13 protein-coding genes are annotated in these 13,913 nt (G+C 68.4%); 11 read left to right on the top strand and 2 right to left on the bottom strand.

The genetic code is table 11. The annotated features are described in order from the left end of the window. The first annotated feature begins 39 nt into the window (after positions 1 to 39). The 8 genes from H531_RS0106715 (at position 40) to der (ending at position 9,397) form a co-directional block, all read left to right on the top strand. Positions 40 to 684 (top strand): LOG family protein, encoded by a 645-nt coding sequence (locus H531_RS0106715; RefSeq protein WP_022798592.1) that lies wholly within the window; start codon positions 40 to 42, stop codon positions 682 to 684. 5 nt (positions 685 to 689) lie between these two features. Beyond that, positions 690 to 1,301 carry an RdgB/HAM1 family non-canonical purine NTP pyrophosphatase gene (gene rdgB, locus H531_RS0106710; RefSeq protein ID WP_022798591.1) on the top strand — a complete coding sequence of 204 codons (612 nt, stop codon included), beginning with the start codon at positions 690 to 692 and terminating at the stop codon, positions 1,299 to 1,301. Next, a complete protein-coding gene (locus tag H531_RS0106705; protein ID WP_028490707.1) occupies positions 1,298 to 2,329 on the top strand; it encodes a hypothetical protein in 1,032 nt (343 codons plus the stop codon). Before rdgB ends, H531_RS0106705 begins: the two co-directional genes overlap by 4 nt. Positions 2,330 to 2,422: 93 nt before the next feature. Further along, on the top strand, positions 2,423 to 3,619 hold the full coding sequence (locus H531_RS0106700) for a sugar ABC transporter substrate-binding protein (RefSeq protein ID WP_022798588.1): 1,197 nt from the start codon (positions 2,423 to 2,425) through the stop codon (positions 3,617 to 3,619). A gap of 54 nt (positions 3,620 to 3,673) precedes the next feature. Next, positions 3,674 to 5,002, top strand: coding sequence for an ABC transporter permease subunit (locus H531_RS0106695; RefSeq protein WP_022798587.1), 1,329 nt, complete (start codon positions 3,674 to 3,676; stop codon positions 5,000 to 5,002). Then, positions 5,003 to 6,322: a sugar ABC transporter permease gene (locus H531_RS0106690; protein WP_022798586.1), complete on the top strand. Its 1,320-nt coding sequence runs from the start codon at positions 5,003 to 5,005 to the stop codon at positions 6,320 to 6,322. Further along, the gene (locus H531_RS0106685) at positions 6,319 to 8,031 is read left to right on the top strand and encodes a glycoside hydrolase family 13 protein (RefSeq protein WP_022798585.1); all 1,713 of its coding nucleotides are present in this window, start codon (positions 6,319 to 6,321) and stop codon (positions 8,029 to 8,031) included. Before H531_RS0106690 ends, H531_RS0106685 begins: the two co-directional genes overlap by 4 nt. A 67-nt stretch (positions 8,032 to 8,098) precedes the next feature. Further along, positions 8,099 to 9,397, top strand: coding sequence for a ribosome biogenesis GTPase Der (gene der, locus H531_RS0106680; RefSeq protein WP_028490706.1), 1,299 nt, complete (start codon positions 8,099 to 8,101; stop codon positions 9,395 to 9,397). Between the two features lie 39 nt (positions 9,398 to 9,436). Here der and H531_RS0106675 read toward each other — a convergent pair whose 3' ends face one another. Together H531_RS0106675 and H531_RS0106670 are read right to left on the bottom strand one after the other, a co-directional pair. Further along, positions 9,437 to 9,958, bottom strand: coding sequence for a hypothetical protein (locus tag H531_RS0106675; RefSeq protein ID WP_028490705.1), 522 nt, complete (start codon positions 9,956 to 9,958; stop codon positions 9,437 to 9,439). Between the two features lie 5 nt (positions 9,959 to 9,963). Beyond that, positions 9,964 to 10,689: an SIR2 family NAD-dependent protein deacylase gene (locus H531_RS0106670; RefSeq protein WP_022798582.1), complete on the bottom strand. Its 726-nt coding sequence runs from the start codon at positions 10,687 to 10,689 to the stop codon at positions 9,964 to 9,966. 32 nt (positions 10,690 to 10,721) lie between these two features. On the opposite strand from H531_RS0106670, the gene H531_RS0106665 reads away from it, so the two are divergent. The 3 genes from H531_RS0106665 to H531_RS0106655 all read left to right on the top strand — a co-directional run bounded on the left by H531_RS0106665 (position 10,722) and on the right by H531_RS0106655 (position 13,906). Then, positions 10,722 to 12,173, top strand: a complete 1,452-nt coding sequence (locus H531_RS0106665) for a bifunctional ADP-dependent NAD(P)H-hydrate dehydratase/NAD(P)H-hydrate epimerase (RefSeq protein WP_022798581.1) — start codon at positions 10,722 to 10,724, stop codon at positions 12,171 to 12,173. 129 nt (positions 12,174 to 12,302) lie between these two features. Beyond that, entirely contained in the window at positions 12,303 to 13,181 is an 879-nt protein-coding gene (thrB, locus tag H531_RS0106660) for a homoserine kinase (RefSeq protein WP_022798580.1), read from the top strand. Continuing rightward, entirely contained in the window at positions 13,166 to 13,906 is a 741-nt protein-coding gene (locus H531_RS0106655; protein WP_022798579.1) for a DUF4388 domain-containing protein, read from the top strand. Before thrB ends, H531_RS0106655 begins: the two co-directional genes overlap by 16 nt. The last annotated feature ends 7 nt before the right edge of the window (positions 13,907 to 13,913 follow it).

Genomic DNA, 13,913 nt, shown 5'->3' with positions numbered 1-13,913 from the left:
CCAGCCTGGGGGCTCCCCTCCTTAGGCTAAGCTAGGGCTATGCCCAAGAAGCCCCTCATTGACCAGCTCCACCACGAGGACAGCTGGCGGCTTTTCCGCATCCTGGCGGAGTTCGTGGAGGGGTTTGAGGTCCTTGCGGAAATCGACGTGCCTTTGGTTTCCGTCTTCGGCTCGGCCCGTTTCTCTGAGGGGCACCCCGCCTACGCCCTGGGCTACCGCCTGGGGAAGGCCTTGGCCCAGGCGGGCTTCGGCGTGGTGACGGGGGGCGGCCCCGGGGTGATGGAGGCGGTGAACCGGGGGGCTTACGAGGCGGGCGGGGTGAGCGTAGGCCTCAACATAGAGCTTCCCCACGAGCAAAAGCCCAACCCCTACCAGACCCACGCCCTCACCTTGCGCTACTTCTTCGTGCGCAAGGTGCTCTTCGTGCGCTACGCCGTGGGCTTCGTCTTCCTACCCGGGGGGTTCGGCACGCTGGACGAGCTCTCCGAGGTCCTCGTCCTCATCCAGACGGAGAAGGTCCACCCCTTCCCCGTTTTCGCCCTGGATCGGGGTTACTGGGAAGGGCTCCTCTCCTGGATGGCTTTCCTGAAGGCCCAAGGGGCCATAGACCCCGAGGACCTCCGCCTCCTCACCCTTCTGGATACCCCTGAGGAGGTGGTGGCCGCCCTCAAGGGAGTATCCTGAAGGGGATGCGCCTGGTCCTGGCCACCTCCAACCCCGGCAAGGTGCGGGAGCTCACCCTGGGCCTAGCCCCCCTGGGCTGGACCCTCCTTTCCTTGGCCGACTTCCCCTTGCGCATGCCCAAGGAGACCGGGGCCACCTTCCTGGAGAACGCCCTCCTCAAGGCCGCCTTTGTGGCCAAGGCCACGGACCTCCCCGCCCTCGCCGACGACTCGGGCCTGGTGGTGCCCGCCCTGGGCGGGGAGCCGGGGGTCTACTCCGCCCGCTACGGGGGAAGGGAGACCGACCGGGAGCGGAACGTCTACCTCCTGGAGAGGATGCGCCACCTCAAGGGGGAGGAGCGGAAGGCCCGTTTCGTGGCCGTTTTGGTCCTGGCCTACCCCGACGGGCACGCCGAGGCCTATGAGGGGAGCGTGGAGGGGGTGATCCTGGAGGCCCCCCGGGGGGAAGGGGGCTTTGGCTACGACCCCCTCTTCTTCGTGCCCGAGGCGGGGAAGACCTTTGCGGAGATGACCCCGGAGGAGAAGGCCCGCCACTCCCACCGGGGAAGAGCGCTTAAGGCCCTCCTCGAGGCCTACAGGGAGGGTCCCCCACCCCGGGAGGTCTCCAGGCTGGAATGAACCTCCTCTCCCCCCACCTCGCCCTCTACCGCCTCTACGACCTGGCGGACGAGATTGACCTAAGCCGCCTAGCGACCCCGAGGCTCAGGCTTTCCCGGCCAAGGCTGGGGGCGGTGCGCTTCCAGAACCCCCCGGCCCAGCTAGAGCTTGGGGTGCGGAGCGTGGAAGGGGTCTTTGGCCTCCTCACCGCCCGGCTCTACGAGTTCGGGGTGGCCTCCCTCTCCTTCCGGATCCACCTGGGAGAGAGGGTGCCTTGGGAGACCTTCCTAGAAAAGGCCCTCACCCTCCCCGAGCTCCCCTTTTGGGAAGGGTTTTTTCTGGCCGAGCTCGCCGCCCTCGAGCCCTACCTCCAAGGGGCTCTCCTCCGCCCGGAGGAAAAGCGCCTCTCCGAGGAGTTTACCGTCTACCACGCCCTGGGCCTGGAAGGGGCCAAGGCCCATAAGCCCCCGGTGGACCTCACCCCCTTGTGGATGGGGACCCGGGAGGAGTTCGCCCCCGAGGTGCGCCGGGAGATGGCCCGCTACCGCTACAGCTACTCCACGGAGGACCTGGCGCTTCTCGGCTTTGACCGGATCCTCATCCTGGACTCGGAGGGAATCTGGGACGTGGCCGACCTGGTGGAGTTCGTCCACGCCCAGCTTCTGGAGCTCTCCTACTACGACCGGGTGCTCACGGAGGAGCTGGAAGCGGTGCCCCTGGTCCTGAGACAGCGGGGGGTTTGGGGGTACGGGAGGCTGCAGCGCCTCCGCCGCCGCCTCATGGCCCGGCACGCGGAGATCGCCGACGTGAAGGCCAGGATGGAGGGTGCCTTGCGCATCACCGAGGACCTCTTTTACGCCAAGATCTACCGGGCCGCCCTGGAGCTCTACGGGGCGCGGGAGCTGGAAAGGAGCCTGGAGGAGAAGCTTCGGGCCCTCGAGGCCACCTACGCCATGGTCACGGAGGAGGTGGCTCACCTGAGGAGCCAGGCGGTGGAGGTGGGCATCCTGGCCCTCATCGCCTTTGAGGTGGCGCGGGCCCTCCTTTAGGGGGTTGCGCTCCGGCATTAGGTGGTATACTTGGCCCCGAAGGCGCGCTGAAAAACCTATGCGGAAACGCTACCACGCGCCTGGAGGTGGGATATGAGGCAGACGCTGGCGGTTTTGGCCCTTGGCCTCTCCTTGGCCCTCGCCCAGGGGAAGATCACGGTTTGGACCCACTTCGGCGGCCCCGAGCTGGAGTGGCTCAAAGCCCAGGCCCAGGCCTTCACCAAAGCCTCGGGGACCCCGGTGGAGGTGGTGGAGGTTCCCTTCGGGGACATCAAGCAGAAGTTCATCCTGGGGGCCCCCCAGGGGCAGGCGGCGGACCTCGTGGTCTCCATCCCCCACGACTGGCTCGGGGAGATGGCCCAGGCCGGGGTCCTGGAGCCCATGGGCAAGTACGTGACCCCAAGCTACCTCTCCGACCTCCAGCCCGTGGCCGTGGAGGCCTTCACCTTTGGGGGCAAGCTCATGGGCCTGCCCGCCTTCGCCGAGAGCGTGGCCCTCATCTACAACAAGAAGTACGTGAAGGAGCCCCCCAAGACCTTTGAGGAGTTTTTGGACCTGGCCAAGCGGTTCACCACGGGGTCCACCTTCGGCTTCCTCTACAACATCGGCGACCCCTACTTCAACTTCGGCTTCTTCAAGGCCTTCGGGGCGGAGGGCGTCTTCGCCAAGGACGCCCGGGGCAACCTGGACCCCTCGAGGCTCCTCATCGGGGGCGAGGCGGGGGAAAAGGCCCTCCAGTTCATCAAGGACCTCCGCTTCAAGTACAACCTGGTGCCCGAAGGGGTGGACTACGGGGTGGCCGACGGAGCCTTCAAGGACGGGGCGCTGGCCATGATCATCAACGGCCCCTGGGCCCTGGGGGACTACAAGAAGGCCAAGATTGACTTCGGCATCGCCCCCTTCCCCACGCCGCCCGGGGCCAAGGGGCCCTGGGGGCCCTTCCTGGGGGTGCAGGGGGTGGTGGTGAACGCCTACTCCAAGAACAAGACCGCTGCGGTGAACTTCGCCAAGACCCTGGTGAGCGGGCGGAACCTGGTCTCCTTCAACCAGGCGGGCGGCCGCATCCCCGTTTCCAAGAGCGCCGTGAAGGCCCTGGAAAGGGACCCCGTGGTGGCGGGCTTCTCCCGGGTCTTCCCCCTGGGCACCCCCATGCCCAACATCCCCGAGATGGGCAAGGTCTGGGGACCCTGGGGGAACGCCATCAGCCTCGCCATCCAGCGGCCTGACTCCAACGTGAGGAAGATCGTGGAGGACATGGTGGCCGAGATCAAGAAGGCCATCGGCAAGTAGCCCCATGCCTGCCCCCCACAGGGCCTTCCCCTCCTGTGGGGGGCTTCTTGGACCATGAGACACCCTCCCGGCCTTAAAGGCTTCCTCCTGGCCCTGGGCCTCCTCCTGGGCCTCCTCCTCCTCTCCACGGGCGCGGGCCTCCTGGCCTACTTCCTCCTGGAGGTTTACCTGGCCCCCCCGGGCTGGACCATCCTAGCGGTGGCCCTCCTGGTCCTCCTCCCCGGGGCCGTGGCCCTGGGCCGGCGCTTCCCTTGGCTTACCGACTGGTACTACTTCCTTCCCGCCCTCTCCTTCCTCCTGGTCTTCACCCTTTACCCGGTGGGCCTCACCCTGTACCTGGCCTTCACCGACTACTCCGGAAAGCGGAACGGCTTCCCCGACCGCTCCACCGAAACCCGGGTGGTGGGGCAGGAGGGCCCAAGGCTCCTCCTGGAGGCACCGGTACGGGAAGCCCTGCGGTGCGACCCCTGCCAGGGGGAGGTCGTGGAGGTCTACGCCGAAGGGCACCGCCTGCGCGCCAGGATCGCCCGGGCCGAAGGAGCGGCCCTTGTCCTGGACCGCGTCCCGCCCTTTAGGGTGGAGTACGTGGCCAAGGTGAACGCCTTCCGCTTCGTGGGCCTAAGGAACTTCGCCTTCATCCTCTCCCAGGCAAGCCAGGCCCTCCTTCCCGTCTTCCTCTGGAACGTGGTGTTCGCCGCCAGCACGGTGCTCCTGAACGCCCTTTTGGGCCTTATCCTGGGCCTCGTCCTCAACAACAAGGGCCTCAAGCTCCGGAACTTCTACCGCACGGTCCTCATCGTGTCCTGGGCCCTTCCCGGCGTGATCACCGTGCAGGTCTGGGTGGCCCTGCTCAACTACAACTTCGGGGCCATCAACCGCCTTCTCGGGGTCTTGGGCGTCTACCCCATCCCCTGGCTCAACGACCCCGACTGGGCCAAGGTGGCCATCCTCCTCGTCAACCTCTGGCTCGGCTTCCCCTACATGATGACCGCCACCCTGGGAGCTCTTTCCACCATTCCCGACGAGCTTTACGAGGCGGCCAAGGTGGACGGGGCCACTCCCTGGCAGGCCCTCTTCGGCATCACCCTCCCCCTATTGGAAAAGCCCATGGTGCCCATCCTCCTCTCCTCCTTTGCCTACAACTTCAACAACTTCTATATCATCTACCTGCTCACCGGGGGAGGGCCGGCCCAGGAGGGCAGGCTCGCCACCGCCCAGTCCACGGACATCCTCATCTCCTGGGCCTACAAGACGGCCTTCAGCGCCGAGGGGCAGTCCGCCTACGGCCTTGGGGCGGCCATCAGCCTCCTCATCTTCGCCATCACCGTGGCCATCAGCCTGGTGAACTTCCGGGTCACGGGGGCCTTAAGGGAGGTGCGGTAGATGCGGCGGCTCTTGGCCTTTCTCCTTTCGGGGCTTGCCCTCTACGGGGTCTACTGGTTTGCGGTGAACCGCCTCTTTGACGAGGGCTCCTACCGCAAACAGGTGGCCTTCGGGAGCGTCTTCGTGCCCTACGGCTGGGTCTACGCCCTGGGAGGGTTCCTCCTCCTCGCCCTTTTCCTCCTCCTCTACAGCCTGGCCTACGTGGCCCTCACCAACCGCCTTCAGGGGAAGCGGCGGAGCCCTTGGCCCCTCTTCCTCCAGGGGGTGACCCACCTCTTCCTCTGGGTCCTGATCCTCCTCGTCTACTACCCGGTGGTCCAGGTGGTGGCGGCGAGCTTTGACCCCACCAACAACCTTTTCAGCTTCAAAAGGCCCGAAACCGGGTTCCTCCTCCTGGATGCCAAGGTCGTCCCCTACCTGCCCGCGCCCTCCCTGGAGAACTACGCCAAGCTGGTGGAAGGCGTGGTCCTCTATCCCTACCAGGTGAGGCTCGCCCTCCTCGCGGGGCTCGCCCTCCTGGGGGTGGCGGGCATCGGGCTCCTAAGGCGGCTTCTACCGCAGGAAGCGTGGATGGACCTGTGGCAAGGAAGGCTCCTCCTCCTCCTGGCCCTGGCCGTCTTCGCTCTGGTCCTTCTCCTCTCCCCCCGGCAGTTCACCGGGCAGGGTACCGAGGCCAAGTTCCTCCTCTGGGTGCGGAACACCTTCCTGATCTCCGGCCTAACCGGCCTCCTCGCCGTTTTGCTCACCGCTACGGCAGGGTATGCCTTCGCCCGCTTCCGCCACCTGCCCGGCCGCTATCCCCTCCTCCTCTTCTTCATCTTCGTCCAGATGTTCCCGGGGTTTTTGGCCCTGGTGGCCATCTACTACCTCCTCTCGCGGCTAGACCTCCTGAACACCTTTACCGGGCTCGTCCTGGCCTACTCCGGGGGGATCATCAGCTTCGGCACCTGGGTCTACAAGGGCTACCTGGAGAGCCTCAGCCCGAGCCTCGAGGAGGCGGCCATGGTGGACGGGGCCACGAAGTGGCAGGTCTTCACCCGGATCCTCCTTCCCCTTTCCGCCCCCATGTTCGTCTTCATCTTCCTCCTCCAGTTCGTGGGCACCTACTCGGAGTTCGTCCTGGCCAACCTGGTCCTCACCGGGGTGGAGAGCTGGAACGTGGGCGTGGGCTTAAGGAGCTTCACCACGGGGCAGTTCCAGACCAAGTGGGGGGTCTTCGCCGCGGCGAGCGTCTTGGGATCCTTGCCCATCCTCTTCCTCTTCTACGGGTTCCAGCAATACTTCGTCTCCGGCTACACCGCGGGGGCCGTGAAAGAATGAACTACCACGACCTCGAGCACCTCCACCCTCCTTTTCCCGAGCTGGGGGAGGAGGTGGAGATCCGGCTGGAAACGGAGGCCAAGGAGGGGCTTCTCCTCTTTGAGCGGGATGGGGAGCTCCACACGAAGCCCATGGAGCCCTGGGAAGGGGGCCTGAAGGCGCGCGTTCCCGTCCACGCGAGCCCCTTCCGCTACGCCTTCCGCCTTCCCGAAGGCTTTTGGGGAAGCCACGGACTGGAGAAGACCCTTCCCCGCTACGACCGCTTCTTCCACCTCCTCACGAAGCCCCTCCCTCCGGAGTGGGCCCTGGGGGCGGTCTTTTACCAGATCTTTCCCGACCGCTTCCGCCAGGGGCGCCCGGAGCTAGCCCCCAAGGACGGGGCCTGGCTTTACGGGGGGAAACCCATCCGAAAGAAGGCCTGGCACGAGCCTCCCGGGGAGGACGGGGCCCGGGAGTTCTACGGGGGGGATCTGTGGGGCGTTTTGGAGGCCCTGCCCTACCTCGAGGCCCTCGGGGTGGAGGCCCTCTACCTCACCCCCATCTTCCAAAGCCCCTCCAGCCACCGCTACGACACCGAGGACTACCGCCGGGTGGACCCCCACCTGGGCGGGGAGGAGGCGCTTAGGGCGCTTTACCAGGCCCTCGAGGCCCGGGGGATGAAGCTCATTTTGGACGGGGTCTTCAACCACGTGGGGGCGACCCACCCCTGGTTCCAGAAGGCCCTGAAGGACCCCAGCTCGCCTGAAAGGGGCATGTTCACCTTCTTTCCCGACGGCACCTACGCGAGCTTCTTGGACGTGAAGCACATGCCCAAGCTGGACTACGCCTCCCCCCTTACCCAGGAGCGCTTCGTGCTCGGGAAGGAGGCCCCCGTCCGCCGCTGGATGCGCCTCGCCCACGGCTGGCGCCTGGACGTGGCCCACTCCCTTGGGGAAGGGGGGACGAACCGGAAAAACGCCCGCTGGCTCCGGGCCCTGGCCCGGGCGGCCAAGGAGGAAAGGGAGGACGCCCTGGTCTTCGGGGAGCTCTCCTACGACGCCGTGCCTACCTTGAGGGCCCACACCCTGGACGGGGCCATGCACTACGCGGGCTTCGCCCACCCGGTGATGGCCTGGCTCTCGGGGCGGGACCTCCACGGAAGCCCCGTGGCCCTGGGGGCCGAGGACCTTTGGCGGGCCCTCTTGGACCACTACCAGGCCCTTCCCCCCCAGCTCCGCCCCAGCATGTACACCCTCCTCTCCTCCCACGACATCCCCCGGGCCCTCTGGCGCCTTAGGGGGGACAAGGAGCGCTTCAAGACCGCCTACGCCCTCCTTTTCGCCTTCCCCGGAAGCCCCGCCATCTATTACGGGGATGAGGTTGGCCTCTCCCAGCCGAACCCCTACGAGGTCTGGCGGGGGGACCCCTACTGCCGGGCCCCCTTCCCGTGGGACGAGGGGGCCTGGGACCGAGAGCTCCTTTCCTTCTTCCGCCGCCTGGTCCGCCTCAAGAAGACCCACCCCGTGCTGAGGCTTGGGGGGCTCTTGCCCCTCGAGGCCCCCCCGGGGGTCCTGGCCTTTCGCAGGAGGCTTGGGGGGCAGGAAGTCCTCGCCTACTTCGCCAAGGAGGAGGCGCGGCTTTCCGTCCCCCGGGGGGTGGACCTTCTAAGGGGGGAGGAGGTGGCGGGGGAGGTGGAGGCCCGGTACCTCCTTCTGGAGCGAGGGGGCTAGAGGCCGAGGGTGTGCTAAACTGGAGGGTATGGGCGGGGGCCTCCCCGCCCCTTTTCGTGGGGGGAAGATGCACAGGGTCGTGATCGTGGGCCGGCCCAACGTGGGCAAGTCCAGCCTCTTCAACCGCCTCCTGAGGAAACGGAGCGCGGTGGTGGCCGACGTGCCCGGGGTCACCCGCGACCTCAAGGAGGGCGTGGTGGAGACGGACCAAGGCCGCTTTCTCCTGGTGGACACGGGCGGGCTCTGGTCGGGGGACCGATGGGAGCGGAAGATCCAGGAGAAGGTGGACCGGGCCCTGGAGGAGGCCGAGGTGGTCCTCTTCGCCGTGGACGGCAGGGCCGAGCTCACCCAGGCGGACTACGAGGTGGCGGAGTACCTAAGGAGGAAGGGAAAGCCCGTGATCCTGGTGGCCACCAAGGTGGACGACCCCAGGCACGAGCTCTACCTGGGGCCCCTCTACGCCCTGGGCTTCGGGGACCCCATCCCTACGTCCAGCGAGCACGCGAGGGGCCTCGAGGAGCTCATAGAGGCCATTTGGCAGAGGCTTCCCGTGCGCCAGGTGGAAAGCGGGCCTGAGGTGGCGGGCCTCCGCCTCGCCATCGTGGGCCGGCCCAACGCGGGAAAGTCCAGCCTCCTCAACGCCATCCTAGGGGAGGAACGGGTCATCGTCTCCGAGGAGCCGGGGACGACCCGGGACGCCATTGACGTGGAGTTTTCCTTCAGGGGCCAGCGCTTCGTCCTGGTGGACACGGCTGGGATCCGCAAGCGGCCCGAAAGCCTGGTGGAGGAGCTCGCCATAAAGCGGAGCCTCCGGGCCATGGAGGAGGCGGACGTGGTCCTTCTGGTGATGGACCCCTTCCAGGTGGGAGACCGGGAGCTGAAGCTCGCCAACGAGGCCTTGGAGAGGGGCAAACCGGTCCTTTTGGTCGTCACCAAGTGGGACCTGGTGAAGAAGGAGGAGGCCCCCAAGGTGAGGCGGGCGCTGAGGGAAAAGCTCGCCCACCTCGAGGCCCTCCCCCGGGTCTTCACCTCCGCCCTGACCCGGCAGAACCTGGACAAGCTCTTCCAGGAGGCGGTGCGCCTCCACGAGCTGAACCACGCCCGCGTGCCCACCTCGGAGCTGAACCGCTGGGTGGGGGTCTGGACCAGCAAGGTCGGGCTCCCCAACTTCAAGGGAAAGCCCCTCAAGATCCTCTACGCCACCCAGGCCCAGGTGGCCCCGCCCACCTTCGTCTTTTTCGTGAACCACCCCGAGTTCGTCACCCGGGCCTTTGAGAACTACCTGAAAAACCGCATCGGGGAGGACCTGGGGCTAAAGGAGATCCCCTTCCGCCTGGTCTTCCGGGGCAGGCGGGAGGAAGCCTAGGTCGGGACGGGGAAAAGGCCCTAACCTTCCGGCGGGGCATCAGGCGCGGCGGCCCCCGAAGAAGGCCTCTTCCAGGAACTCCCGCACCACCCCGAGGAAGCGGCGGCCGTCCAGAAGCAAGGCCAGGACCGCCCAAAGCGCCGCCTCCCGGAAGGCCGCAGGGGCCAGGCTAAAGGCCACCAGAAAAGGCGCGAAGGTGGGGGGCACCTGGAGGAGCATGGAAAGGCTCTTCTGGGGGTGGCGGAGGAGGAGGACCAGCGCCAAAACCATCCAGGCCCAGGCGAACCCCGCGGGCACAAGCCCCGCCCCCGCCAGGTAGGCCCAGCCCGCCCAGGCCAGGCCCGCGTCCAGGGGATAGTCCCAGGCGGCCAGGGGGGAGGACCTCCCGGAAGCCCGGGCGAGAACCCCGTCCAAAACGTCCAAGCTCCAGCCCAGGAGGAGCAGGCGAACCACCCGCTCCAAGGCCTCCGGCCCCAGGCCCACCTGGAGCAGGACCCAGCCCACCACCCCGGCCCGGGCCAGGGTGGCCAGGTCGGCGAGAAAGCGTAACAAGCGGCTCATTCCCCTCACAGAAGGGCCGCCATCCCCTCCACCGCCCCCATCCGCAAGGAAAGGTGGGCCAGGGGGGTGAGGGGGGTGGGCTCGGGGTTCACCTCCACCAGGTAGGCCCCGGAGGCGAAGGCGATCCGCCCCAGGGAGGCTGCGGGCTCCACCTCGGCGCTGGTGCCGACCACCAGGGCAAAATCCGCCTGGGCAAAGGCCTTCTCTGCCTTCTCCCAAGCCCCCTCCGGCAGGAGCTCCCCGAACCAGACCACGTCGGGCCGGGCCCGGCGGCCGCACCCGGGGCAGACGGGGGGCGGGGTGAAGGCCTCGGGCAAGGGAAAGCGCTTCCCGCAGGCCTCGCACCGGGCCCGGAGGATGTTCCCGTGGAGCTCCACCAGGTTCTGGCTTCCCGCAAGGGCGTGGAGGCCGTCCACGTTCTGGGTCACGAGGAGGAAGCGTCCTCCCCTCTCCAAAACCCGCCTCTCCAGCTCTACCAGGGCCAGGTGGGCGGGGTTGGGCTGGGCCTGTCGCACCTTCTGGATCCGCCAGGCGTACCAGGCCCAGACCTTTTCGGGATCTTTGGCGTAGGCCTCGGGGGTGGCGTACTCCAGGGGGTTGAAGTTCCGCCAAAGCCCCTCGGCGTCTCGGAAGGTGGGGATGCCCGAGGGCTTGGAGATGCCCGCACCGGTGAGGACCGCTACCCGCTCCGCCCGGGCAAGCCGCCTTCTTGCCTCGGCCAAGCCCTCCATCCCCTCCATCCTAGCCCAGGTATCCTGGGCTCATGCGGCTCTTCACCCCCGAGGCCATGCGGGAGGCGGATCAGAAGGCGGTGGAAATGGGCTACCCGAGCCTCCTCCTCATGGAGTGGGCGGGGATGAAGGCGGCAAGGGTGTACCTGGAGTTCTTCGGGAAGGCTCCCGCCCTCGTCCTCGCCGGCAAGGGGAATAACGGCGGAGACGGCCTCGTCCTCGCCCGGCACCTCTTCCTGGAAGGGGTGAGGGTGCGGGTCCACGCCGCCTCGGGCCAGGCAGGGGATGCCCTTCTCGCCCTTCAGGCCCTCCTCGCCCATGGGGTGGAGGTGCGCCCCCTGGAGGAGGCCTTTTTTCAGGAAGGGGAGGTGGTGGTGGACGCGCTCTTCGGCACCGGGCTCAAGGGGCCCCTCACGGGCTTTTACGCGGGCCTGGTGGAGCGGGTGAACCAAGCAGGCCTTCCCGTCCTCGCCCTGGACCTGCCTTCGGGCCTCCCCTTTAGCCCTCACGTCAGGGCCACGGCCACGGTGGCCTTCGCCGCCCTCAAGACCCCCCACCTCCTGAAGAGGGAGGCCTGCGGCAGGCTCTACCTGGCCGAGATCGGCCTGCCTAAGGCCCTCCTAGAGCGGGAGGACCTCCCCGAGGTGGCCACCCCCGAGGCCCTAAGGCCCCTCCTCCCCCGGCGCCCCCTCACCGCCCACAAGGGGAGCGTGGGCCGGGTAGGGGTCTTGGGGGGGTACCGGGGAGAGGACCTCCGCTACGCCGGGGCACCCCTTCTCGCCGCCCTCGGGGCCTACCGCATGGGGGCGGGGCTCGTGCACCTGGTGGCGCCGGAGGGGGCCCCTCTGGAGCCCCTGGAGGCCGTGTTTCACCCCGCCTCCCGCCCCACCCTCCCGCCCCTCAAGGTGGAGGCCCTCGCGGTGGGGATGGGCGGGGGGCCGTGGGGCAGGGAGTGGGCGCTAGAGGCCCTAAAGGCAGGCCTCCCCACCGTCTTGGACGCCGACGCCCTCCACCTCGAGGTGGCCGAGGCCTACCGGAAGGCGGGCGTCCCCGCCGTCCTCACCCCCCATGCGGGGGAGGCGGGGAGGCTTCTGGGCCTTTCCCCGGAGGAGGTGGCGAAAGACCCCTTGGGGGCGGCCCGGGCCCTGGCGCAGGCCACGGGGCTCGCCGTGGTCCTTAAGGGAAACCCCACGGTGGTGGCGGAAGGCGGGCGGCTTTGCGTGAACCCCACGGGGAACCCCGCCCTGGCCACGGGGGGGACGGGGGACGTGCTCGCGGGGGCCATCGCCGCCCTTTTGGCGGCGGGGCTACCCCCTTTTGATGCGGCGAGGCTTGGGGTCTTTCTCCACGGCCTCGCCGGAGACCTCCTGGCCGAGGAGAAGGGGGTGGGGCTCCTCGCCCGGGAGGTGGCGGAAGCCCTGCCCCGGGCAAGGAGGCTCCTCCAGGAGGGCAGGGTGCCCCCGGGCTTTTTCCTGCGCCCCTAGGTGCAGAAAAATTCGCGGGGACTTTCTACCGTGGCCCCCATGCGGGCGCAAGCCCGCATGGGGTGGTATAAGATAGGGTTCTTCTTGTCAAGACCCCAGGGAAAGTCCTGGTATGCTGGGTCGGGACTTATGGAGCCCCTTCCCCGTCTCTACGTCCCCGCCACCCTGGCCAACCTGGGCTCGGGCTTTGACGCCTTGGGCGTGGCCCTGGACCTCTACCTCGAGGTGGAGGCCGCCCCCGCCCCGGAGGACACCTTTCTCTACGAAGGAGAGGGCCACGTGGAGGGGACGGACAACCTGATCCACGAGGGGTACCGGGCAGGGATGCGGGCCCTGGGGCTTGCGCCCACCCCCCTAAGGGTCCAGGCCTTCAACCCCATCCCCTTGGCCCGAGGGATGGGGAGCTCCTCCGCCGCCCTGGTGGCGGGGGTGGCCCTGGCGGACCGCCTCTCCGGGGGAAGGCTCGGGCGGGACGGCGTCTTCCGGGTGGCGGCAGGGGTGGAGGGCCACCCGGACAACGTGGCCCCGGCCGTCTACGGGGGCTTCGTGGCCGCCCTGAGCCATCCCCCCTTGGCCATCCCCCTGCCTAGGCCCGAAGGGGTGCGCTTCGTCCTGGCCGTGCCCCCCTACGAGGTCCCCACCCCCCTGGCCCGGGAGGCCCTGCCCCGGAAGGTGCCCCTGGAGGACGCCGTCTTCAACCTGGCCCGGAGCGCCCTCTGGCCCGCGGCCCTCGCTACGGCAAGGCTCGAGGCCCTAAAGGAGGCCTGCCGCGACCGCCTCCACCAGCCCCACCGGGCCCACCTCATGCCCGGGGCCCTGGAGGCCATAGAGGGGGCCCTGGAGGCGGGCGCCCTGGCGGCCTTCGTGGGGGGGGCGGGGCCCACGGTGGCCGCCCTGGTCCGGGAGGGGAGGGAGGAAGCCGTCCTCGAGGCCCTTGCCTCCTACGGGGGGGAAGGGCGTAGGCTGGTGCTGAACATCGGGGAGGGGTACCTTTGGAAGGAAACCTGAACACCATCCCCCTCACGGAGGTGCTGGAGCTGGTCCACCACCACCGGCGCTCAGGCGTCCTGGAGGTGCGGACCGGGCCTCTCCCTCTCACCCTCCGCTTCGCCTCCGGGGAGGTGGTGGGGGCGCACATCCTGGACTGGGAAGGCCTCGAGGCCCTCTTCACCTTCCCCCTCCACCCCAAGGAGGGGACCTTCCGCTTCCAGCCCGGCCCCCCGGGCGCCGAACCTCCCCTTCTCCCCTTGGCCACCCTCCTCGGGGAATGGGCGCGGGTGAACGACGAGTGGGACCGGTTCCGCACCCTCATAGACTCCCCGAGCCGGGTCCTGGAGGCCATCCGCCCCAAGAGCCCCTACGAGGTCTTCCAGGGGGGAAGAAGCGTCCGCGCCGCCGCCAAGGCCTGGGGGGTTCCCCTCCTCATCGCCATGGAGCGGGCCTACATGGGGGTCAGGGAGGGGGACCTCTACCCCCTCCGCCGCTACGCCTGGTACGCCCTGCGCATCCGCTACCAGGGCAGGAAGGGCAAGACCCTGGAGGAGTTCGGCCGACTCCAGGGCCTTCTGGACGGCAGCCGGAACCTAGGGGAGGTCATCGCCCAGGGGGTTCCGGTGGGGCTGGTGCGCCGCTATCTGGTCCAGACCCTGGGCTCAGGGGAGCTCTCCCCTCCAGGGCGGGGGTGGCTCCTGCGGGACCTCACCTGGGAGATGGAGAAGGAAGGAGGGGCCTAGCCCGGGA

Source organism: Thermus islandicus DSM 21543 (assembly GCF_000421625.1).
In the GTDB taxonomy this organism is placed as follows: Bacteria; Deinococcota; Deinococci; order Deinococcales; family Thermaceae; genus Thermus; species Thermus islandicus.
This window is presented reverse-complemented; position numbering and strand designations above follow the sequence as displayed.

Excerpts from the sequence above, each read along its gene's own strand:
- H531_RS0106715 (WP_022798592.1), top strand. The coding sequence starts at position 40 with ATGCCCAAGAAGCCCCTCATTGACCAGCTCCACCACGAGGACAGCTGG.
- rdgB (WP_022798591.1), top strand. The coding sequence starts at position 690 with ATGCGCCTGGTCCTGGCCACCTCCAACCCCGGCAAGGTGCGGGAGCTC.
- H531_RS0106705 (WP_028490707.1), top strand. The coding sequence starts at position 1,298 with ATGAACCTCCTCTCCCCCCACCTCGCCCTCTACCGCCTCTACGACCTG.
- H531_RS0106700 (WP_022798588.1), top strand. The coding sequence starts at position 2,423 with ATGAGGCAGACGCTGGCGGTTTTGGCCCTTGGCCTCTCCTTGGCCCTC.
- H531_RS0106695 (WP_022798587.1), top strand. The coding sequence starts at position 3,674 with ATGAGACACCCTCCCGGCCTTAAAGGCTTCCTCCTGGCCCTGGGCCTC.
- H531_RS0106690 (WP_022798586.1), top strand. The coding sequence starts at position 5,003 with ATGCGGCGGCTCTTGGCCTTTCTCCTTTCGGGGCTTGCCCTCTACGGG.
- H531_RS0106685 (WP_022798585.1), top strand. The coding sequence starts at position 6,319 with ATGAACTACCACGACCTCGAGCACCTCCACCCTCCTTTTCCCGAGCTG.
- der (WP_028490706.1), top strand. The coding sequence starts at position 8,099 with ATGCACAGGGTCGTGATCGTGGGCCGGCCCAACGTGGGCAAGTCCAGC.
- H531_RS0106675 (WP_028490705.1), bottom strand. The coding sequence starts at position 9,958 with ATGAGCCGCTTGTTACGCTTTCTCGCCGACCTGGCCACCCTGGCCCGG.
- H531_RS0106670 (WP_022798582.1), bottom strand. The coding sequence starts at position 10,689 with ATGGAGGGCTTGGCCGAGGCAAGAAGGCGGCTTGCCCGGGCGGAGCGG.
- H531_RS0106665 (WP_022798581.1), top strand. The coding sequence starts at position 10,722 with ATGCGGCTCTTCACCCCCGAGGCCATGCGGGAGGCGGATCAGAAGGCG.
- thrB (WP_022798580.1), top strand. The coding sequence starts at position 12,303 with ATGGAGCCCCTTCCCCGTCTCTACGTCCCCGCCACCCTGGCCAACCTG.